This window comes from Alishewanella sp. SMS8 (assembly GCF_030737935.1).
Lineage (GTDB): Bacteria > Pseudomonadota > Gammaproteobacteria > Enterobacterales > Alteromonadaceae > Alishewanella > Alishewanella maricola.
Genome location: NZ_JAPJEA010000003.1, coordinates 264,059 through 285,239, shown reverse-complemented (window position 1 = coordinate 285,239; position 21,181 = coordinate 264,059). Strand labels below are relative to the sequence as shown.

Below are 21,181 nucleotides of genomic sequence, written 5' to 3'. Positions count from 1 at the left end.
TTTCAGTCAATTACTGAAAGGGTCGCACATCACCACGGCCTTCACGGATGATAACCGGGCTTTCTTCCGATAAATCAATTACGGTAGTCGGATCTTCGCCAATCACGCCACCATGTAAAATCAAATCGACTTGGCGCTCTAATTGTTGGCGCATATCATCAGGATCAGCTTCGGCAAATTCATTACCCGGTAAAATCAAGCTGGTTGACAGCATCGGCTCACCAAGCTCTTCCAGTAACGCCAAAGCAATTTTATGCTCTGGAATACGCAAACCGATGGTCTTTTTCTTTTCATTTAACAAACGACGTGGCACTTCTTTAGTACCGCGTAAGATAAACGTATAGGCCCCCGGTGTGTTATTTTTGATCAAGCGAAAGGCGCTGTTTTCAACCTTGGCATAAACCGACAACTCAGATAAATCACGGCACATCATGGTAAAGTTGTGATCACCACTGACTTGACGAATTTGTAAAATACGATCCATCGCGGCTTTATCGCCCATATGACAGCCCAGAGCGTAACCACTGTCGGTGGGATACACAACAATGCCGCCTTTTTGAATCAATTGCACCGCTTGTTTAATTAAACGTTGCTGTGGATTATCGGGGTGAATGTGAAAAAACTGACTCATAGTGCGTGCCCTTGCAAATTAGCGGTGTCGGTTGCTGTGGGCTGAAGTGCCCAATCCGCCCAAATTGGCGTAACATCATCCGGTAAATATAGATGCTTTCCTAGCTCATTCCAAGCCGTAGGCTGATGAAAATCTGAACCGACAGAAGCAGTTAAATTGTGAAGTTGACCCAATGCCCACAGCTCACGCCGCTGCACTAAGGTTTGTTGTGGCGAGATAATCTCTAAAGCATCACCACCGGCTAGCGCAAAGTCTTGCACCAGACGTTTTAAATATTTGCCGTTTAATTTGTATTTTAACGGATGCGCCAACACGGCTTGGCCGCCCGCATCGTGGATCCACTGGATCGCTTCAGCCATCGCCACCCAATTATTTGGCACATAACCGGTTTTACCGCGCGCCAAGTATTTTTTAAATACGGTGTTCATCGAGCTAGCGTGGCCGCTATTCACTAAAAAGCGGGCAAAGTGCGTGCGCGTGATGGCCCCGCCGTTGGTTAAAGCCAACACGGCAGGCAGCGCATCAGCAATGTTGGCTTTCGCTAAACGCCGAGCGATTTCTTCTGCGCGCTCAAACCGGCGCTGCTGCTGTAAAGCCAAGCGGGCTTGAAATTGCGGGCAATCGGCGTTGATATTTAAGCCCACCACATGAATTTCAAATTCTTGCCAAGCAGTAGAGATTTCGACGCCGGCAATAAGCTTAACCGGCGCTTGCTCGGCTTTTAGCCATTGCTGCGCTTCTGTTAAGCCACTAATGGTATCGTGATCCGTAATGGCCAGCACATCTAGCTTTACGCTAAGTGCTCGGCTCAGCAGTTCACTGACGCTGAGCAGACCATCGGAATGAGTTGTGTGACTGTGTAAGTCAATTTTCATGCAGTTTCCTTTTTAACAACCGCTATTGTCGCATAATCGCTTAGAAAGCCCAACAAACAAAGAACCAAGCCAAGCTTGCTTGCGTACAAAGGCGCACAGCAAACAACTGATGAGTGCATTATGTTTAAATGGTTAAAGCCCGATCCCGAAAAGAAATTACGCAAACGTTACGATGCCAAACTCGAGCAAGCGATGCATGCTCAGCGTAATGGTGACATGCGATTATTTGCCGACCTCACCGAAGAAAGCGAAGCGTTATGGCAACAACTAACGGAATTAAAAGCCCAAGCCAACAAATAAGCGCTCAGCGTTTTTTCATTAGAGGCTCTAGACTGATGATAAACCCAAGCTAATTAATATTTTTTTGCTCGCTGAACAGCGGATAAGTGACCTGCAACACAGCCGTTCAGCCTTCTTTACGGTTTAATCGCCTTAAATAACAATTTGCTCTTGACGCGCCGCGCTTTTCGCGGTTTGATGTAGCCTGATTTTTTAGAGGTGGTTAAAACCAATGCAATTCACGACTTTCGCTAACCTGAACATCTGGTGGTGGCACATTCCCAACGGGCATGTGTAGGCGTTGTATTCGCTTTAATAACCTAAGCCCGTTTCAAAAAGAAACGGGCTTTTTTTTACCCTGAATTTATAGCTGGTTTGTGTAAAGGATAATACCGATGATTTTTAGTCATATCACCGATACCCCAGGCGAAGTCGCCAGTATCGCACTGCCTGTGCCTTATCAGGCTGATGCTTTAGCCGCTTATGCGTCACTGTGCTCGGCCGACCGTTGCTCATTACTGCTAGAGTCGGCTGAAATTGACAGCAAAAATAGCGTTAACAGCTTAATGTTAATTGATGCGTCGCTGCGTTTAGAATGTAACGGGCAACAGGTCACCATCGATGCATTAAGCAATAATGGCTTAGGCTTATTACCCTATTTAGCCGAGCAGCTTGCCGATTTAGCGCAGGTCACATTAAGCGGTGAACAACTTATAGCAGAATTTAAACGCCCCGATCCGCTGTTAGATGAAATCAGTCGTTTAACTGAAGCTAACCCTTTTAGTGCGCTGCGTTTAGTACAGCAAAGCTTACGCGGCCAAAGTGATGAGCCTTTTGCCATCTTTTTAGGCGGCGTGATTGGTTATGACATGGTAGCAAACATTGAGCAATTGCCCGACGTGCCGGTCAAGTCTAATCAATGCCCTGATTATGTGTTTTATCTGGCAGAAACCGCCCTAGCGATTGATCATCAGCGCCAGCAAAGCCGCTTGGTCGGCAACGTATTTTGTGGCGCCGATGCCCCTGCCAACTGTTTTGCCATTGGTAAACGCCTAGAGCAACTAAAACAGCAACTGGCGCAAACCCCTCCGTTAGCACCAGGCAAACCGGCCACAGATAGCAGCGTATCGGTTGATATTAGCGATGACGATTTTGCCAGCCAAGTTGAAAACTTAAAAGAGCATATTGTTGCCGGCGATGTCTTTCAAATTGTGCCTTCGCGTTGTTTTTCACTGCCGTGCCCCAACCCTTTAGCGGCCTATGCCAAATTAAAGCAGCTTAACCCCAGCCCTTATATGTTCTTTTTACAAGATCCAGCGTTTTGCTTATTTGGTGCCTCGCCAGAGTCGGCTTTAAAATTTGCTGCCGACAACCGGCAAGTTGAGATTTACCCTATTGCGGGTACGCGTCGCCGTGGCTTTGCCGCCGATGGCAGCATTGATCGTGATTTAGACAGCCGTATTGAGTTAGAACTGCGCCAAGATGAAAAAGAAAAAGCCGAACATTTAATGCTGGTCGACTTAGCCCGAAATGATGTAGCGCGTATCGCGGTACCCGGCAGTCGCTATGTTAAAGAGCTATTAAAAGTGGATCGGTACTCTTATGTCATGCACTTGGTCTCACGTGTGGTCGGTACCTTAAAACCAGAATTAGATGCCCTGCACGCGTATCAAGCCTGCATGAATATGGGCACCTTAGTGGGCGCACCCAAAGTGAAAGCCGCTGAATTAATTCGCCAAGTTGAAGGCCAAAAGCGCGGCTCTTATGGCGGTGCCGTGGGATATTTAGCCGGTAATGGTGATTTTGATAGCTGTATTGTCATACGCTCAGCCTATGTTGCGCAGGGCATGGCACATATTCAAGCCGGAGCCGGCGTGGTATTTGATTCTGTTGCCGTGCTAGAAGCGGAAGAAACCCGCAATAAAGCACAAGCCGTGATTAAAGCTATTCAACAGGCGGGGTACTAAGCATGAGTACGCCAGCCATGACGACCTTAGGAAGCCGCATGCCAACGATTTATTTATTAGATAATATCGACTCTTTTACCTATAACCTTGTCGATGAATTTGCACAGTTGGGCTGCCAGTTAAAACTGTATCGCAACACCGTACCGGCTGAATTTATTTTCAACAAAATGCAGCAAGAAACTGGCCCGGTTTTATTAGTGCTTTCGCCAGGGCCTGGCGCACCGGGTGATGCGGGCTCCATGCCCGCCTTATTACGCCTTGCTGCGGGTGTCTATCCGGTGCTGGGGATTTGTTTGGGCCATCAAGCTATCGTAGAACATTACGGCGGACTGGTCGGACGCGCCGGTGAGACCGTACATGGCAAGACGTCAGCAATAACGTTACACGAACACCCGGTGTTTAATGGCTTGCCACGGCCTTTTCCTGTGGCGCGCTATCATTCATTAATGGCCACCGAACTGCCGAATAGTCTGGATGTATTAGCCACTGAGCGGCATATCCCAATGGCCGTGATAAACGAAAGCCAACGGATGCTGGGTTTTCAGTTTCACCCAGAGTCCATTCTCACCACACTGGGTAAGCCGTTGTTGCAACAAAGCATTGCCTATTTACTAAGGAGTAAAGACTGATGGCGCAGCCTCAACATGCTCAGACGCAGCACATTCTGCCTCTGGTGCAGCAAACCTTGAATGGCAAAAGCCTGAGCCGTGCACAAGCCGAACAATTTTTTACGGCTGTTGTGCAAGGCCAGGTTGAACCCGTGCTGCTAACGGCCTTGCTGGTCGCCTTAAAAGTGCGCGGCGAAACTGCCGATGAAATTACCGGGGCAGCACAAGCCTTATTAGCCGCCGCTACCCCCTTTCCAACGCCAGTCAGTGGCACTATTGATTGTTGTGGTACGGGCGGTGATGGCAGCAACACCATTAATATTTCTAGCACTGCAGCCATCGTTGCGGCCAGCATGGGCTTGCCAGTAACCAAACACGGTAATCGTAGTGTGTCATCCCGCTCAGGCTCAGCCGATTTATTGGAATACCTTGGCATTAATATTCAAGTTAGCCCAGAGCAAGCCGCGGCCACCTTAAAAGGCAGCAATTGTAGCTTTTTGTTTGCACCGCTTTATCACAGTGGTATCAAGCACGCGATGCCGGTGCGCACCGCCTTGAAAAGCCGTACCCTGTTTAACTTACTAGGGCCGCTAATTAACCCAGCCCGACCTGATTTTCAACTGTTAGGGGTGTATGATGCTGGCCTGTGCAAACTGATGGCGCAGGCATTACAACAATTGGGCACGAAAGCCGCTTGGGTTGTACACGGCAGTGGTTGTGATGAAATTGCTTTACATGGCAATACCTATGTTTGCCAATTAAAAGATGGCGAGCTTAGCGAATTTACCCTAACCCCTGCCGATTTTGGGGTAGAGCCGCAAGCATTAAGCAGCCTAGAAGGCGGTGAGCCAGCCGATAACGCGGCAGCAACCTTAGCCATTTTAGCGGGCACCGCGCCAGAAGCACATTTAACGGCGGTGGCAGTTAATGTGGCGGCGATGCTAAAAATTGCAGGCTTAGGTACTGATTTAAAAGTGAATACCCGCGCAGTATTAGAGCATCTGCACAGCGCCAAAGCGCTGCAAACGTTGCACAGCATGAAGGAGTTAAGTCGTGGTTGAAACAACGACACCCCAGGTGATAATTGAAGGGGTTTTGGCAAAAATTGTCGATAAAAAACGACTCGAAGTCGCTGAAATGATGACACAGCGCCCGCTTGAGCAGTTTATCGATCAGGTGAGCGCCACTGAGCGTCATTTTTTAGCAGTGTTACAACAACCGGGTGCCCGTTTTATTTTAGAGTGTAAAAAGGCTTCACCTTCCAAAGGCTTGATCCGTGAACATTTTGATTTAAACGAAATTAGCAGCGTTTATAACTGCTATGCTGATGGCATTTCCGTTCTGACCGACAGCAGTTTCTTTCAGGGTAGCTATCAGTATTTAAAGCAAATGCGTACGCTTACCGACAAACCCTTGCTGCACAAAGATTTTATTATTTCGAGCTATCAGATTTACGCAGGGCGTGAAGCCGGTGCCGACGCAGTCCTGCTGATGTTATCGATTTTAGATGATACGCAGTATCGCGAGTTGGCAACGGTGGCCAAACAACTGCGTATGACAATCTTAACTGAAGTGAGTAATGAGCAAGAAACCTTACGTGCCGTCAATCTAGGGGCGGAGTTAATTGGCATTAACAATCGTAATTTGCGCGATTTGAGTACTGATCTGCAAACCAGCGTACGCTTACGGCAGCTGATCCCGGCGGATCGCACCGTGGTATCCGAATCAGGCATTTATCAAAATCAGCAAGTGCGGCAATTATTAACCGTAGCCGATGCCTTTTTAGTGGGCAGTTCGCTTATGGCGCAAGCCGATTTAGCCGGCGCCTGTCATCGCTTAATTATTGGCGAGCATAAAGTGTGTGGTTTAACCCGTGCTGAAGATGTGCAAGCGGTCTATCAAGCCGGTGGCTATTATGGTGGCCTGATATTCGCAGCGGCCTCACCTCGCGCGGTAAGCGCCGAGCAAGCCGCCGAGCTAGTCAAAGCGGCCCCGCTACGCTTTGTCGGCGTATTTGTAAACGCCGAAAAAGAGCAAGTGGCCCGTTTAGCAAGCCAATTAGCCTTAGCCGCCGTACAGTTACATGGCGATGAAGACGATGCTTATTTACAGGCATTAAAACCTTTATTGCCAACCGGCTGTGAAATATGGAAAGCCTATCGAGTACAAGCCGAATTACCGGCGTTTACCGCCTTAGCTGATCGCATCTTATTAGATAGCTTTCATCCACAACAGCATGGTGGCTCGGGTGTCAGTTTCGACTGGCGTTTACTGCAACAACTGCAAAGCCAACAGCCGATTATGCTAGCCGGTGGCTTGAACCCCGATAATCTCAGTGCCGCCTTAGCACTGCCGGTTGCCGGTTTAGATATGAATTCCGGCCTCGAAACGGCTGCCGGTTTGAAAGACGCGACGAAAATCGCCAGTGCCTTTCAGCGGATCCGTGAATTTGATTTTTTGACTAAGAAGAGTGTCCCACATGAGTGAGCTAAAACTTAATCCTTACTTCGGCCAATATGGCGGTATGTTTGTGCCGCAATTGTTGGTGCCCGCCTTAAAGCAATTAGAAGCGGCCTTTGTTGACGCTCAACAAGATCCGGCGTTTCATGCCGAGTTTCAACAATTGCTGACGGAATATGCCGGTCGGCCTACACCATTAACGCTAACCCGCAATTTATCACCCAACCCGCTGGTGAAAATTTATCTGAAGCGTGAAGACTTACTGCACGGTGGCGCCCATAAAACCAACCAGGTTTTAGGCCAAGCGTTACTGACGAAACGCATGGGTAAAAAAGAAGTGATCGCTGAAACCGGCGCGGGCCAGCATGGTGTGGCAACCGCTTTAGCCTGTGCGCTACTGGGTTTAAAATGTCGCATTTATATGGGCGCTAAAGATATTGAGCGCCAGCAACCGAACGTATTTCGGATGCAGCTAATGGGAGCAACCGTGATCCCAGTTACCGCCGGTTCAGGTACCTTGAAAGATGCCGTGAACGAAGCGATGCGCGACTGGTCTGCGACATACGAAACCACTCACTATATGTTAGGCACCGCAGCGGGCCCTCACCCCTTCCCTACTATTGTGCGTGATTTCCAACGGATGATCGGTGAAGAAGCTAAAGCACAGATCCTTAAAGCGGAAGGTCAATTACCCGATGCAGTGATCGCTTGTGTCGGTGGCGGCTCAAACGCTATCGGTATTTTTGCCGACTTTATTGAAGAGTCTGGCGTGCGTTTAATCGGTGTAGAACCCGGTGGTAAAGGGATTAATACCCATCAACATGGTGCGGCATTAAGTACCGGTAGTTACGGTATTTTGCACGGTGCTTACACCGCGATTATGCAAACCACCGATGGCCAAATTGAAGAATCTTATTCTATTTCAGCCGGTTTGGATTATCCCGCTGTTGGGCCACAACACACCCATTTACAACAAATTGGTCGTGCTGAATACGTGGCCATTAACGATGACGAAGCCTTAGCGGCTTTTCAGTTACTCGCCATGAAAGAGGGGATTATTCCGGCATTAGAAAGCTCTCATGCCGTAGCGCACGCCATTAAAATGGCCGAAGCAGCAACCGAGCCCATGGTGCTATTAATTAATTTATCGGGTCGCGGCGATAAAGACTTATCGCACGTGCACAGTGTATTAGCCGCACAACAGCAAGGAGCAGAGTAATGCAACGTTATCAACAGATGTTTCAGCGGCTGAGTGACGAAAAACGTGGCGCTTTTGTGCCGTTCGTTACCGTGGGCGATCCACAGCCCGAGCTGTCGTTTCAAATTATTAAAGCCTTAATTGATGGCGGTGCTGATGCTTTAGAGTTAGGTATTCCGTTCTCAGATCCGATTGCCGATGGCCCCACCATTCAAAATGCCAATATCCGCGCACTGGCTGCGGGTGTGACCCCCGCCATGTGTTTCGATATTATTAAGCGTATTCGTGCCTATGATGCAAACATTCCCATTGGTTTACTGCTGTATTCAAACTTGGTTATGGCAAAAGGCCTGGACACGTTTTATGCGACGGCTGCTGCCGCAGGCGTTGACTCCGTGCTGATTGCGGATGTGCCACTGAGCGAAAGTAAAATGTTCCGTCAAGCGGCCATGGCACACAATATTGCACCGATTTATATTGTGCCGCCAAATGTTGATGATGATGACTTACGTGCGATTGCCTCTTATGGCCGTGGCTACACCTATTTGTTAAGTCGTGCTGGGGTAACCGGTGCCGAAACCAAAGCGGCGATGCCAACCGCAGCTTTGATTGAACGTATTCGTGCTTATAATCCGGCGCCACCACTACTTGGCTTTGGTATTTCTTCACCAGAGCAAGTACGGGCAGCCATTGATAATGGCGCAGCCGGTGCGATCAGCGGCTCGGCAATTGTTAACATTATTGAGCAAAACCAAGCCGATCCGGCTTTAATGCTCAGTAAGTTGCAGAAATTTGTGAGCGAGATGAAAGCCGCCAGCTAAGCGTTACAGACGATCCGTTGGCTAAGGCTGCGGATCGTCTTGCTGTAAAGGCTTACACCGTTTTTTAAAACCTGCACAAATTTCTCTGACACCGCCTGCGAGCGCGTTATAATAGCGCCACGATAACCTTCAGAAGATGACTCACCATGCAAATCAGTTCTAACAGTGTTGTACAATTTCATTACACAATCACCGAAAACGGCACTGAGCTTGAAAGCTCACGCCAAGGTGATGCCATGTTGTATTTACATGGCCACAATCAAATGCTGCCAAAGCTTGAAGAAGCCTTACAAGATAAAAACGCTGGCGACACGCTAGAAGTAACACTGGCTCCGGTGGATGCTTATGGTGAGCGCAAAGCCGATGCCATTCAAAGCGTACAAGTTAAACACCTACAAGGTGCCAAAAAATGGAAACCGGGTATGGTGGCATGGGTTAATACCGATCATGGCGAGCGCCAAGTCACCATCGTTAAAATGGGTATGTTTAAAGCTGACGTAGACACTAACCACCCCTTAGCCGGTAAAACAGTGACTTTTCATATCGAGATTTTGTCGGTACGTGAAGCCACCGAAGAAGAGCTTGCGCATGGCCATGCCCACGGCGCAGGTGGGCATCAGCATTAAGCATTAAGCCTTGCGCTAAAAGTTTTACGCTTCTCGCTCTTAGTTTACGGAGCAATGATCTCCGTTCAGCGGCAACCGCCATTGGCTTAAAAATAAAAAACGCAGCGCTTTGACGCTGCGTTTTTTATGAGCCTAAGTTTAATGCATTCAGCAAACAGATTAGTGAGTGCTTAAACACGCCAACACTTCGCGCTAATTCGGTAATAAACGCAGTAACTGTCCTTTAGCGCCATCGGTTAACAGGTAAATCGCCCCATCTGGCCCCGTGCGCACATCCCGTAGGCGAGTGGCTAAATCCGCTAACAGCACTTGTTCTGCCGTGACTTTGCCCGCCGTTAATTGCAAGCGATGTAACGCTTTACCGGCTAAGGCACTGACAAAGATATTCCCTTGCCACTCTGGAAATAACGCTCCTTGATACAAGGTCATACCCGCCGGGGCAATGGATGGCGTCCAAACATACAACGGATCTTGCATGCCCACAAAACGCTGATAAGGCGAGACACGCGCGCCGGTATAATCCACACCATAGGTGGCCACTGGCCAGCCGTAGTTTTGCCCGGCACTTAGCAGGTTTAATTCATCCCCCCCTTTAGGCCCATGCTCATGGCTAAAGAGTTGCCCGGTTTGTGGATCATAGACAATGCCTTGCACGTTACGATGACCCAGCGTAAAAATCTCCCCAGCTATACCCGCCTGATTAACAAAAGGGTTGTCGGCAGGCACCGCCCCATCCACCGTTAGACGCACCGTTTTACCCAAATGATTGGCTTTATTTTGCGCCTGCTCCCGATAGTCAAAACCGTCGCCTAAGGTTAACACTAAAGTTTCATCGGGTAATTGCACCATACGCCCACCGTAATGGGCGGCGCCGCGTCGCTCGGGCTGTGCCCGAAAAATGGGGCGAATGGCGGTTAATTCATCATTTATTAATTGGGCACTGGCTAAGCAGGTACTGTTGGCATTTAAGTTTCCGCACGAGTAACTTAAAAATAACCGACCGCTACTGTCAAAGTCAGCCGCCAGCAGCACGTCAAGTAAACCCCCTTGCGCAGCCACAAACATATCAGGCAAGGCCGCGGCTTGCCGCTTGGCTTCACTGCCATCGGCATTCAGAATAACCAGCTGGCCAGTGCGCTCGGTGACTAAAAAACGCCCGTCGGGCATAAAGGCCAATGACCAGGCAAAATCGAGATCACTGGCCACGGTATCAATGCGCCAAGCGGTTTCGGCCACTAAGGGCAAACTGAGCAAGGCGCTGCACGTTAAACTCAGGGCAAGCTGGTGTAAAGCTTTCAGTTTTTTGACGATAGACATGTTCATCGCGTACTCCGCTTCGCTGTCATCCATTGAAAAAATACCGCTGCAAAAGCGGTGCAACAGAGCAATAACAAGGTGCCACTATTGCTGCGATTCAGGGCAATCAGCGTGGGCATAGGGGCTAAATAATTAATCAGGTTAAGGGCTAACCAAGTTGCTAATGCTGTTACCGCAAACATGGCGGCCAGCGGTTGCAATGGCAAGAACCGACAAATCAGCTTGGTTGATAGCACACTCAATATCAAAATGGGCAAAAAGATCAGTGCTAATAGCGGCATAAAATGCCGTAAATCGAAAAGAAAAGTACGCCATTGATCGGCTAACGACACCGAACCTGCCAGCTGGGTGATCGCCCATAAATTGGCCGCGCTTTGTAATGCGGTTCCCAGCATAGCCGCTAACAACACGGCCAGTACAAAGTAACTGATTATTTTCATCCGTTATTCCCTTTTTTGCGCTAAGTCAGGTACTCAGCATACGGCAGAACAAGATTATCTGCATCCGGTAATAGGTTTACGTGACACAAACTGCTAAGATCAAGCTTATGTTGGCGATCTGTCATTTCCCCGCTGCCGTAACGTCTTTTTTGATTTTCAGTGAGAGTAATTACCGATTATGGGTTATATCAACAGCAAAAATTATAGTCATGGCGACGCCGATAAAATCGGCGTGTTATTAACCAACTTAGGCACACCAGATGAACCCACGCCTAAAGCTCTGCGTCGTTACCTCAAACAGTTTTTATCGGACCCTCGTGTGGTAGAAGTACCCCGCTTATTATGGTGGTGTATTTTAAATGGCATTATTTTAAATATTCGGCCTCGTCGCTCAGCTAAAGCCTATGCCGGTGTTTTTACCGAGCAAGGCTCACCCTTGTTATTTCATACGGTGAGCCAAAGCCAAGCAGTACAAGCCGCACTTACCGCGGCAGGACAGCATAATGTTGTGGTTGATTATGCCATGCGCTATGGCAATCCCAGTATGGACAGTGCCATTGAACGCTTGATGGCACAGGGCGTGCGCAAATTATTGGTACTACCGCTTTATCCTCAATATGCTGCCGCCACCACCGCTTCAACCTTTGATGCGTTAGCCGCTAACTTTATGCAGCGTCGCTGGTTGCCAGATCTGCGTTTTATCAGCCATTACCATGATTATCCAGCCTATATCGCAGCCTGTGTTGCCCAAATTCAAGCACATTGGCAGCAACATGGCCAAACCGATCAATTGCTGTTTTCTTATCACGGTATTCCAAAGCGTTATTTGCTTAATGGCGATCCCTATCATTGTGAATGCTACAAGACCTCACGCTTGATCGCCGAACAACTCGGCTTAAGAAAAGATCAGTACATGACCACCTTTCAATCGCGCTTTGGCCGCGAAGAATGGTTAAAACCTTATACCGATGAAACGCTAAAAGCGTTACCGGGTTTAGGTGTGCACAGCGTGCAAGTGTTCTGCCCAGGGTTTGCTGCCGATTGTTTAGAAACGATTGAAGAAATCGCGGAAGAAAACAAAGAGTATTTTGAGCACGCCGGCGGTGAGCGTTACGAATACATTACCGCACTGAATGACAGCCCTGCGCATATTGAAGCGCTAACACAGCTTATTTTAGATAATTTACAAGGCTGGCAAATTACCGCTGATCCTGACAGACTGGCTCGGGCGCAGCAACTTAACCACGAGGAAGTGAAATAAACTCACCGCTATGTCAGACGATAACAGAGTTGAGCCCCGCATTGGTGACGCCCCGTTGGAGGGGCCGCCAGTTTTAAAAAGACGACATTTTGAAAATGTGCGTGAAAACCAGCGCAAAGTTGCCGCCCCTCGGATCCGTAATTGGAAACCGTTGAAGTGGTTACTTTGGCTGTTAGTCTTACTGCTATTAGCTGGCCTCGTTTATCAAGAAGCACGCACCAGCTTCTTGCAAGCGCGGGTTTGGCATTACCTGGCCACACAATTAACCTTTGAACAAGGCACAGGCCCGGCACCGGCCGAGCAACAACCCATTTATCCAACGGGTGGGCCCTTTGACCAACGGGCTGGCTATAGCCATTTAGCCGATTGGTTAATCACACTCAATAATAGTGGCTTTAATATTACCAGCCAAAGTCGTTTTTCACCCAGTTTACAGCGCTACACCGAGTGGGGCTTGTACCCACCCTATGCCGAAAAAACCCAATGGGGCTTGCAAATTTTCGATTGCCAGCAACAACCGTTATTCAGTTATCAAACACCTGAACAGCAATATGCTCAGTTTAGTGATGTTGCACCGCTGATGTTGCGGATCTTATTGTTCATTGAAAACCGGGATTTATTTCAAGCCGCACCGCTGACTAATCCGGCCATTGACTGGTCTCGTTTGGCCGTTGCCGGCTTAGCACAAGCGCAAAAGTTAGCAGGACAAGAAGCCGCTGCGGCCGGTGGCAGTACTCTCGCGACACAAATCGAAAAATATCGGCACTCGCCACAAGGTTTTACCTCGGGTTTTGCCGATAAGCTCCGCCAAATGGCATCGGCCAGTATCCGCGCTTATCAACCTGGCTTAGAAACCATGGCGCGGCGTATGCAAATCGCCTTAGACTACATTAACACCGTACCTTTAGCTGCCACACCCCAAGCAGGTGAAATACATGGTATTGCAGATGGTTTAAATGCCTGGTTTGGTGTTGATGCCATGCAAGTCAATCGGTTACTGCAAGATGCAGAGCCCACCGCCGCTCATGGCCAAGCGCTGCGTCAGGTTTTAGCCTTGTTTATTGCCCAGCGTCGCCCCAGCTTTTATTTACTGCAAGGCCGCGCCGAGCTGGAAGAACTGGTAGACAGCCACCTGCGCTTATTACGCCAATTTAATATTCTATCGCCGGCTTGGTATGCCGCGGCAAGCGAGCAAACTTTGAATTTTAATCAGCAAGCTCGGCAAACCACGCGTAAGTTAGATAAAACGGCCTTGTTAGTGCGAAACCGTGTCGCAGGTTTATTAGACCGTAGTTTATATCAAACCGACCGGCTCGATTTAACGGTGCAAACCACGTTAAACTTGCCACTGCAGGCAAAAATAAATCGCTATTTGCAGCAATTATCACAACTGCCCGCGGCCAATAATGCCGGTATTATTGGTCAACGTTTATTACAAGAAAACCAGATTGGCAACGTTAAATACAGTTTTACACTGTATGAAAGCACGCCGCTGGGGAATAAGCTGCGAGTGCAAACCGATAACCATGCAGAGCAACCCTTTGATTTAAATGAGGGCAGCAAGCTAGAGCTGGGCTCAACCGCGAAGTTACGCACCTTAGCGACTTATCTGGAAATGGTGGCCGAGATCCACCAGTTATATGCTGAAGAGTCGCCCCAGCAACTGGCCTTTTTGGACATAGCACCACAAGATGAGCTATCGCAGTGGGCCATAAACTACCTAATTGCCAATCCTGGTGTATCTTTACTGACCATGCTCAATGCCGCAATGGACCGTGAGTTTTCTGCCGATCCCCGTAGCAGCTTTTTTACCGGCGGGGGCTTACATACCTTTGGTAATTTTCGCGGTGAAGAAGATCGCATGACGCCGACACTGCGCAAAGCCTTGTATGAATCGATTAACCTGCCTTTTGTACGCTTAATGCAAGAGTTGGTGCAATACAGTATTCATCATGGTGAAAGCAGCAGTTATCAGTTATTGAAAAACGATAATGATCCGCGACGGGATCAATATTTACGCCGTTTTGCCGAACGTGAGGGCGTAAAATACCTACAACGTTTCTGGCGTAAATACCACAAGCTGAGCGCCAACGAGCGGTTAGACGTGTTTTTAAATGGTTTGCGGCAAACACCCGACCGCTTAAGTGCCGGCTATCGCTTTATTAACCCCAGCCAAAGCGAAAGTGAATTTATCAGCGCCATGCAGCAGCGTTTTACTGATAACCCACTGACAACGCAACAATGGCGACAGCTTTATAAAAAATACTCGCCCAGCGAGTTTAGCTTACCGGATCAAGCCTATTTAGCTCGCAGCCACCCGTTAGAGTTATGGTTGTTGGCGTATTTACAGCAGCAACCGGCAGCCACGCTTGCCGAAGCCACGACGCTTAGCGCTGATGTGCGGCAGCAAGCCTATCAGTGGTTATTCCGCACACAGTCGCGTAGTGCCCGGGATAATCGCATTCGCACTATGCTCGAAATCGAGGCATTCTGGGATATTCATCAGCGCTGGCAGCGTATGGGCTATCCCTTTGAGTACTTGGTACCGTCACTGGCTACCGCATTGGGGAGCTCTGGCGATCGACCGGCCGCTTTAGCGGAGCTGATGGGCATTATTCAAAATGGCGGTAAACGACTACCGATGTTCAGAATTGCCGGGGTGCACTTTGCCGCAAATACGCCTTACGATGTGGCTCTAAGTCGCACAGAAGTGCAAATAACACGCGTTATGGCACCCGAAGTTGCTCAGGTATTGCGCGAAAACTTAGCGGGCGTCGTCCAGCTTGGTACAGGGCGGCGCTTATTACCGCATTTTAGCTTAAGTAACTTGCCCGACTTGGCGATTATTGGTGGCAAAACCGGCACAGGTGACAATCGTATCAGTACGGTGAACAGCCGCGGCGAGACCGTTCAGTCGCGTGCACTAAACCGCACGGCAACCTTTGCATTTTATCTCAGTGATAATTACTTTGGCGTGATCAGTGTTTATATTCCAGGCAATGCGGCTGACGACTACTCTTTTACTTCGGCGCTACCGCTGCAAGTATTAAACGGTATGTCGCCCTTGCTCATGCCATTACTAAAAAATAATGGCAGTTGCCCGGAATAAACGATTAAGATTGAAGCTGACTCAGCGGCGTGAGTAGAAAAATAAGCAGCGCGAGTAGTGCGAGTGATTTAATGACATACCACTCGCGGGCAGACTAAGCCGCAATCACCTGATTGCGGCCATTGTTCTTCGCTTGATACAACGCCATATCCGCCCGATGTAACCACTGCTCCCAATCTTCATCTGGCGCTAACATGGCCAATCCCGCGGATAAGGTGACCGCTTTGCCATCTGGTAAAGTTAACTGCTGCTCCACCCCTTTGCGGATCTTCTCGGCCAGATGCAACAAATCTGTCGGTTTAATATCACGCAGCAACACAATAAATTCTTCACCGCCAAACCGAAACACGCGATCACTTTGACGAATTAATGACGAAATTAATGGCACTAAGCGCACCAAGGTTTGATCACCGACTTTATGACCATAGTTGTCATTGATTAATTTAAAGAAGTCTAAATCAAACAAAATTAACCCGTAATGACAATTCAGCTTTTGCTTTAACTGCACAGCCAAATCTAACTGGGCATTTAAAGTGTGACGATTGCCTGCACCCGTTAAACTGTCGATACTGGCGATATGCTTTAATTCTCTATTTTGCACCCGAGTGCGATAAGCAAACATAAAAGCGAAAAAACTACTGATGAAGGCGGTGACTAAAAAAGACATCATTTGATAATGATTAACAAAGACTTGCCCTGGTTTGAGAAAATCAATACCAACCAATAACAAAAACAATAACAAGGAAAGTAAAATGGCTTCTTTTGCTGAAACTAAAAAGAAGATAAAAACCATAAGTGGGTAGACCCAAAATAAGCCATTAACGCCTAAATTGGTACAGATAACAGTTAAACCAATACAAAATATCAGCGCCAAAAACTGACCTGGTCGCACCGTGTCATTGGTGCGCCATGCATACAAAACCGCGATTGAACTGGCTAAAACAATAGATAAATCAGCAATACCCACCAGCATATTGCCTGTTAAGATACGATACACACCGTAGGGCGTAACGAATAGCAATATCATTAAACCCACTAATGTGATCATAGCAAGATAGAAGTTTTGTTTTAACCTAGCAAGCAAACTGCACCTGTTAACTGTTATTTTTATGTTGATACTATAGAGGCTATCACGTAAAAATGACAAGTTATTACGGTTAAATTATCTTACTCAGGCCATTTACGGCCAAAATGCCTGTTGTAACTCATTAAAGTGAGCGATGCTGTAATCCGCTTGCGGCAAAAAATGTTGATTACTGTCGTTAAGGTACAAACAGGATGCGGCCCCAGCATTGGCGGCAACTTGTAAATCAAACACGTAATCGCCAACATACAGCATCTGCTGGCACGGAACCTGTAAACGCTCGGCAATGATATGTAAGCCTTGCGGGTCTGGTTTGGCCGCACAATCTTCTCGTGTGAGCACTAACTCAATCGGGATTTGTAACCGGGTTAGCACATGCTCGGTGGCTTCGCGCATATTGCGCGTTAAAATGGCTAGTGGCAGCTTTTTCTCTATTAGCGCCAGCAGACAGGCTTCGGCCCCTGGCATCCATTGTGCCGCTGCTGCACCGGCATTTTCATGACGACGAATAATCTGATGAGCTCGGTCAGCTTCTGCACCTGGGCCGAGCGTGGCAATATGCTCAAGTAAGGGTGTGCCATGCGGCCAACCAAGATCATCGCAAATTGCTGCAAAATCTAAGCGTGAATCGATCAAGGTACCGTCTAAATCAAAAACCACTGCTTTAATATGAGCCAAGTTCATGGCAGCTCCTCTTGTTAATGCCTTCTTAAACGGCTTATTTGCGAAAAAGATCATGCAGCAGTTGCTAAAAAAGCCTGCTATTCGCTAGACTACCCCACCAATTTTAATTGATAGCTTAACAGGACTTCATTATGGGTGCCCAGTGGAAGAACAAGCATAAAGCAGATGCGGCTAATGCCAGAGGCCGTATTTTTACCAAACTTGCCAAAGAGATTATGGTTGCAGCTCGTAACGGGGCCGATCCGGCAATGAATGCCAAGTTGCGTTCAGCCATTGAAATTGCGAAAAAAGCATCTATGCCAAAAGAAACCCTAGAGCGTGCCATTAAAAAAGGCGCCGGTTTACTTGATGGCCCAGTGAATTATGAAACAGTGGTATATGAAGGATTTGCGCCACATCAGGTTCCGGTTATTGTTGAATGTTTAACGGATAATAAAAACCGCAGTGCCATGAGCATGCGTATTTTGTTTCGTAAAGGACAATTAGGAGGCGCGGGCTCGGTATCCTGGGACTTTAAACACTTAGGACAAATTGAAGCCGTGGCCAGTAGTGCCGATGCCGATATGGAGCTGGCCGCCATTGAAGCCGGTGCACAAGATTTTGAAGAAGGTGAAGACGGTGAAGTGATCTTCCTAACGGAACTGACCGATCTTGATTTAGTGGCAAAAGCCCTACCCGACTTTGGTTATGAAGTGCATTCAGCCAAATTAGTCTATCGTGCTAATAACCCGCTGAGCTTAGATGACGAGGCCCGTGCTGAGGTTGAAGCCTTTTTAGATGCTATTGATAATGATGATGACGTACAAAACGTCTACGTCGGTTTAGCCTAATAAATAGGCTGAGCAGTACACCCAAATGTCACTGCTCAGCCCAGCTCGCACATTAATTATACCCCAGTTCAGCACAGCACTCGATATCCAACTCTGCTAACGGCTGCGGCCTTAATTGCTGTTGCTTTTGCCAGACTAAACTCAATGACGTAGTGGCTTTCGCTTGCTGCTGTCTATCTACTTGTTGATGCTCTCGCTCGGCAGCATGCGCTTTATGTTGGTTCGCTTTCATGGCTTTTTCCTCATCAATTTATGGCTTTATCGGTTACCCGATATTTTAAGCCTAGTGCAAATAAACTGACTCTGCCCTGAATCAAATCAATAAAATCAATTAATTGCCTTAAAGTGATTAAGCAAAGATGCCGTATCTGTATGATTATTAGTTTAAAAATACATTTATGAGGTGGTCTGAAGAAGACTAGATAAAAAGTAAAACCCAGTAGCAAAAGCCGCTACTGGGGGTGAATAAAAGTGGTTAGAGACTATCAAAGAACGCTTGCACCCGTTGACGGGCTTCGTTTTCTTCCAGATTGTAGCGCTCTTGCACTAACTCGGTGAGATACTCAGGGTTGTTGCGGGTTAGTTCAAGCTCAGCATAACTGATCCTATCCCACTCACATTTGACCTGTGCACGCACACTGCTCCATTGGCTTTCGGCAAAGATTGAACTCATCGCATCGTCCTCGCTTATCATGACGCTGTACAAGAAATGTTTATTAGCGTCTATTTAAGTATAGGCGAACTTTGTCAAACCGTGGCTCAGCGCAGGCTAGCAAACGCCTTGAAACTAACCCTTTCGACTAAAACATCAGATTAATCTAAAGCATTTTCAGCATCTTGATGCTTTTAATATTTTCCAAAAATTAATTGCCAGAAACTGAATTTGCGCTCTTTATGGTACTGCTTTTTTAATTGTTCAATTTGCTGTAAATGCTGTTTTAACTTAGGCAAGTCATCTGCGGTAACCGCGGCTTTAGCCTGCGCCAACTCGGCTAACACCTTGTCTAAGCCTTCGATGTATACTTCAGCTTTGTCAGAGGGCAGTGGCGCTTGTTTAGCTTGCTGCACCAGCTTTTGTAACTTTTCAACAAAAGGTAAGGCTTCTGCCGTTGTGCTCGCTTCGGAAGCTTGTTTGTGGGCAAAACCCATGGTTTTCATGGTTCGTTCTAAATTAACCGGCTCTTTTGCCAGTAAAGACTGACTGCTTACCGCAAGCAACATTGCTAATAGGGCTGTTTTAATCATGACATTCTCTCAAATCTGATAATACTTTGCAGTATACCTTATTCTGTCAGGCTAATCATGATTGCACCGCCACCCAGTGCAGCAGCAGAGGGTTCGTTTGAAACCTTAAGCGCAAACCTTGGAAAGCTGCCTTGACAGCAGTGTCACGCGCTGGTTGCGGGGCGAGCTTGAAAAAAGAAGCTTGTAGGCTTAATGCCAGTCAGTTAAGCATGACCTGTTTGCTCTAAATCAACCGTTGAAGGCCATGGATGGCCGGAATCGAGCCTCAGGGATGATTCATGGCGTGTTGATGTGAGCAAACTGCGTCATGCTAAATACAATTCACTCGCGCAATTTATTCGCGCATAAAGCACTGACCAACCCGTGCAGACTGAACGCAATAACACACTACAATCAGCGCTGATATTGGCATATTGGTCGGATAGTGCTTGTCGACAGCCAAAAAAACTGGTGAGATGAAATTTGGTGTATCCAACAATAAGAGACAACGAATGAAATTTCAATTAAGTGCTATGGCCATACTCTGTAGCACCTTGCTGTTAAGCAGCTGTGCCCAGACCATGCAAGCCACTAATAAACCCTTAGCTGAGCTAAACACCGCCGATCGCGTAGCACAGCAATATATTATTGTTGATACTCATATCGATGTTCCTTATCGACTCCATAAAAAATGGGAAGATGTAACGGTTGCCACGGCTAACGGCGAATTTGACTATCCGCGGGCACAACAAGGGGGGTTAAATGCGCCCTTTATGTCTATTTACATTCCCGCATCCTACGAGCGCACTGGTGGAGGTTACCAACTGGCCAATCAGCTGATTGATAGTATGGAAGCCCTGGTTGCACGCGCCCCTGATAAATTTGCCATGGCCAGCAGCACACAGCAGGTATTAGCACAATTTGGCAGCGGCAAAATTTCTTTAGCCATGGGGATGGAAAATGGCACGCCGATCGAGGGTAAATTAGAAAACTTACAGCATTTCTATCAGCGTGGTGTGCGTTACATCACGCTCGCCCACTCTGAAAGTAATCATATTTCGGACTCGAGTTATGACATCCGTCGCCGCTGGCAAGGCTTAAGTCCGTTTGGCAAAGAGCTGGTAGTGGCGATGAACAATATCGGTATGATGATTGATATTTCACACGTATCAGACGATGCTTTTTATCAGGCCGTGGCCATCAGTAAAGTACCGGTGATTGCTTCGCATTCGTCACTGCGCAGCTACACGCCTGACTTTGAGCGTAATATGGATGACGATATGTTAAAAGCGCTGGCCAAAAATGGTGGCGTGATCCAAATTAACTTTGGTTCATCCTTCGTTACACGCCAAGCCAATCAATACAACGCCTTACGAAAAGCGGCTGCGCAGCAAGCGGGCGTGGAAGATAATCAAGCATTTCGCGAAGCTTATAGCAAAACCCATCCTTATCCGTTTGCGACATTAGACACTGTACTGGACCATATTGACCATGTGGTAAAGTTAGTGGGTATTAACCATGTGGGTATCGGTTCGGATTATGATGGCGTCGGCGATTCGCTGCCCATCGGTTTAAAAGACGTGGCAAGCTACCCGAACTTGATTGCAGGTTTATTTAAACGCGGTTACAGCGAAGAAGATATCGTGAAAATTTTATCGGGTAACCTGATGCGCGTTTGGGCAGAAGTAGAAGCTTATGCGGCTAAACAAGCCAGCTAACGGTTAACCTAGTCATCATGTCAGGCCCTTGCAACCAAGGGCCTTTTTT

The 21,181-nt window shown here is 47.7% G+C and carries 21 protein-coding genes; 12 read left to right on the top strand and 9 right to left on the bottom strand.

The window, feature by feature from the left end; genetic code table 11:
• Positions 1-10: 10 nt before the first annotated feature.
• Positions 11-631: an L-threonylcarbamoyladenylate synthase gene (locus ORJ01_RS11785; protein ID WP_226750203.1), complete on the bottom strand. Its 621-nt coding sequence runs from the start codon at positions 629-631 to the stop codon at positions 11-13.
• Positions 628-1,506, bottom strand: a complete 879-nt coding sequence (locus ORJ01_RS11780) for a PHP domain-containing protein (RefSeq protein ID WP_306178187.1) — start codon at positions 1,504-1,506, stop codon at positions 628-630. Before ORJ01_RS11780 ends, ORJ01_RS11785 begins: the two co-directional genes overlap by 4 nt.
• A gap of 120 nt (positions 1,507-1,626) precedes the next feature.
• Between ORJ01_RS11780 and ORJ01_RS11775 the strand changes: the two genes are divergently transcribed.
• From ORJ01_RS11775 to ORJ01_RS11740, 8 genes are all read left to right on the top strand, one after another.
• A complete protein-coding gene (locus tag ORJ01_RS11775; RefSeq protein WP_226750205.1) occupies positions 1,627-1,806 on the top strand; it encodes a DUF6435 family protein in 180 nt (59 codons plus the stop codon).
• Between the two features lie 374 nt (positions 1,807-2,180).
• Positions 2,181-3,752, top strand: coding sequence for an anthranilate synthase component 1 (locus ORJ01_RS11770; RefSeq protein WP_306178186.1), 1,572 nt, complete (start codon positions 2,181-2,183; stop codon positions 3,750-3,752).
• A 2-nt stretch (positions 3,753-3,754) separates the two neighbouring features.
• Entirely contained in the window at positions 3,755-4,381 is a 627-nt protein-coding gene (locus ORJ01_RS11765) for an aminodeoxychorismate/anthranilate synthase component II (RefSeq protein WP_306178185.1), read from the top strand.
• A complete protein-coding gene (gene trpD, locus ORJ01_RS11760) occupies positions 4,381-5,421 on the top strand; it encodes an anthranilate phosphoribosyltransferase (protein WP_306178184.1) in 1,041 nt (346 codons plus the stop codon). Before ORJ01_RS11765 ends, trpD begins: the two co-directional genes overlap by 1 nt.
• A 22-nt stretch (positions 5,422-5,443) precedes the next feature.
• The gene (gene trpCF, locus ORJ01_RS11755; protein WP_306178378.1) at positions 5,444-6,847 is read left to right on the top strand and encodes a bifunctional indole-3-glycerol-phosphate synthase TrpC/phosphoribosylanthranilate isomerase TrpF; all 1,404 of its coding nucleotides are present in this window, start codon (positions 5,444-5,446) and stop codon (positions 6,845-6,847) included.
• The gene (trpB, locus tag ORJ01_RS11750) at positions 6,840-8,039 is read left to right on the top strand and encodes a tryptophan synthase subunit beta (protein ID WP_229584407.1); all 1,200 of its coding nucleotides are present in this window, start codon (positions 6,840-6,842) and stop codon (positions 8,037-8,039) included. Before trpCF ends, trpB begins: the two co-directional genes overlap by 8 nt.
• The gene (gene trpA, locus ORJ01_RS11745) at positions 8,039-8,839 is read left to right on the top strand and encodes a tryptophan synthase subunit alpha (protein WP_306178183.1); all 801 of its coding nucleotides are present in this window, start codon (positions 8,039-8,041) and stop codon (positions 8,837-8,839) included. The genes trpB and trpA overlap by 1 nt, the downstream gene beginning before the upstream one ends.
• Positions 8,840-8,985: 146 nt before the next feature.
• Entirely contained in the window at positions 8,986-9,465 is a 480-nt protein-coding gene (locus ORJ01_RS11740; protein ID WP_226750211.1) for a peptidylprolyl isomerase, read from the top strand.
• A 192-nt stretch (positions 9,466-9,657) separates the two neighbouring features.
• Here the strand turns inward: ORJ01_RS11740 and ORJ01_RS11735 are convergent, their stop codons facing one another.
• Positions 9,658-10,788, bottom strand: coding sequence for a PQQ-dependent sugar dehydrogenase (locus tag ORJ01_RS11735; protein WP_306178182.1), 1,131 nt, complete (start codon positions 10,786-10,788; stop codon positions 9,658-9,660).
• Positions 10,785-11,222: a hypothetical protein gene (locus tag ORJ01_RS11730; protein ID WP_229584409.1), complete on the bottom strand. Its 438-nt coding sequence runs from the start codon at positions 11,220-11,222 to the stop codon at positions 10,785-10,787. The genes ORJ01_RS11735 and ORJ01_RS11730 overlap by 4 nt, the downstream gene beginning before the upstream one ends.
• Positions 11,223-11,400: 178 nt before the next feature.
• Here ORJ01_RS11730 and hemH point away from each other — a divergent pair, with 178 nt between their 5' ends.
• Both hemH and ORJ01_RS11720 read left to right on the top strand, forming a co-directional pair.
• On the top strand, positions 11,401-12,483 hold the full coding sequence (gene hemH, locus ORJ01_RS11725; protein ID WP_306178181.1) for a ferrochelatase: 1,083 nt from the start codon (positions 11,401-11,403) through the stop codon (positions 12,481-12,483).
• A gap of 10 nt (positions 12,484-12,493) precedes the next feature.
• A complete protein-coding gene (locus ORJ01_RS11720) occupies positions 12,494-15,592 on the top strand; it encodes a transglycosylase domain-containing protein (protein ID WP_306178180.1) in 3,099 nt (1,032 codons plus the stop codon).
• Positions 15,593-15,686: 94 nt separating this feature from the next.
• Here ORJ01_RS11720 and ORJ01_RS11715 read toward each other — a convergent pair whose 3' ends face one another.
• Positions 15,687-16,676: a GGDEF domain-containing protein gene (locus ORJ01_RS11715; RefSeq protein WP_306178179.1), complete on the bottom strand. Its 990-nt coding sequence runs from the start codon at positions 16,674-16,676 to the stop codon at positions 15,687-15,689.
• 96 nt (positions 16,677-16,772) lie between these two features.
• The gene (locus ORJ01_RS11710; protein ID WP_306178178.1) at positions 16,773-17,360 is read right to left on the bottom strand and encodes an HAD family hydrolase; all 588 of its coding nucleotides are present in this window, start codon (positions 17,358-17,360) and stop codon (positions 16,773-16,775) included.
• 131 nt (positions 17,361-17,491) lie between these two features.
• Here ORJ01_RS11710 and ORJ01_RS11705 point away from each other — a divergent pair, with 131 nt between their 5' ends.
• Positions 17,492-18,190, top strand: coding sequence for a YebC/PmpR family DNA-binding transcriptional regulator (locus ORJ01_RS11705; RefSeq protein WP_226750218.1), 699 nt, complete (start codon positions 17,492-17,494; stop codon positions 18,188-18,190).
• A gap of 52 nt (positions 18,191-18,242) precedes the next feature.
• On the opposite strand, the gene ORJ01_RS11700 is transcribed toward ORJ01_RS11705, so the two are convergent.
• The 3 genes from ORJ01_RS11700 to ORJ01_RS11690 all read right to left on the bottom strand — a co-directional run bounded on the left by ORJ01_RS11700 (position 18,243) and on the right by ORJ01_RS11690 (position 19,435).
• Positions 18,243-18,422, bottom strand: coding sequence for a hypothetical protein (locus tag ORJ01_RS11700; protein ID WP_306178177.1), 180 nt, complete (start codon positions 18,420-18,422; stop codon positions 18,243-18,245).
• Between the two features lie 243 nt (positions 18,423-18,665).
• Entirely contained in the window at positions 18,666-18,863 is a 198-nt protein-coding gene (locus tag ORJ01_RS11695; RefSeq protein ID WP_306178176.1) for a general stress protein CsbD, read from the bottom strand.
• 173 nt (positions 18,864-19,036) lie between these two features.
• On the bottom strand, positions 19,037-19,435 hold the full coding sequence (locus ORJ01_RS11690) for a cytochrome b562 (protein WP_306178175.1): 399 nt from the start codon (positions 19,433-19,435) through the stop codon (positions 19,037-19,039).
• Positions 19,436-19,926: 491 nt separating this feature from the next.
• On the opposite strand from ORJ01_RS11690, the gene ORJ01_RS11685 reads away from it, so the two are divergent.
• Positions 19,927-21,132 carry a dipeptidase gene (locus ORJ01_RS11685; protein ID WP_371930739.1) on the top strand — a complete coding sequence of 402 codons (1,206 nt, stop codon included), beginning with the start codon at positions 19,927-19,929 and terminating at the stop codon, positions 21,130-21,132.
• Positions 21,133-21,181: the final 49 nt, after the last annotated feature.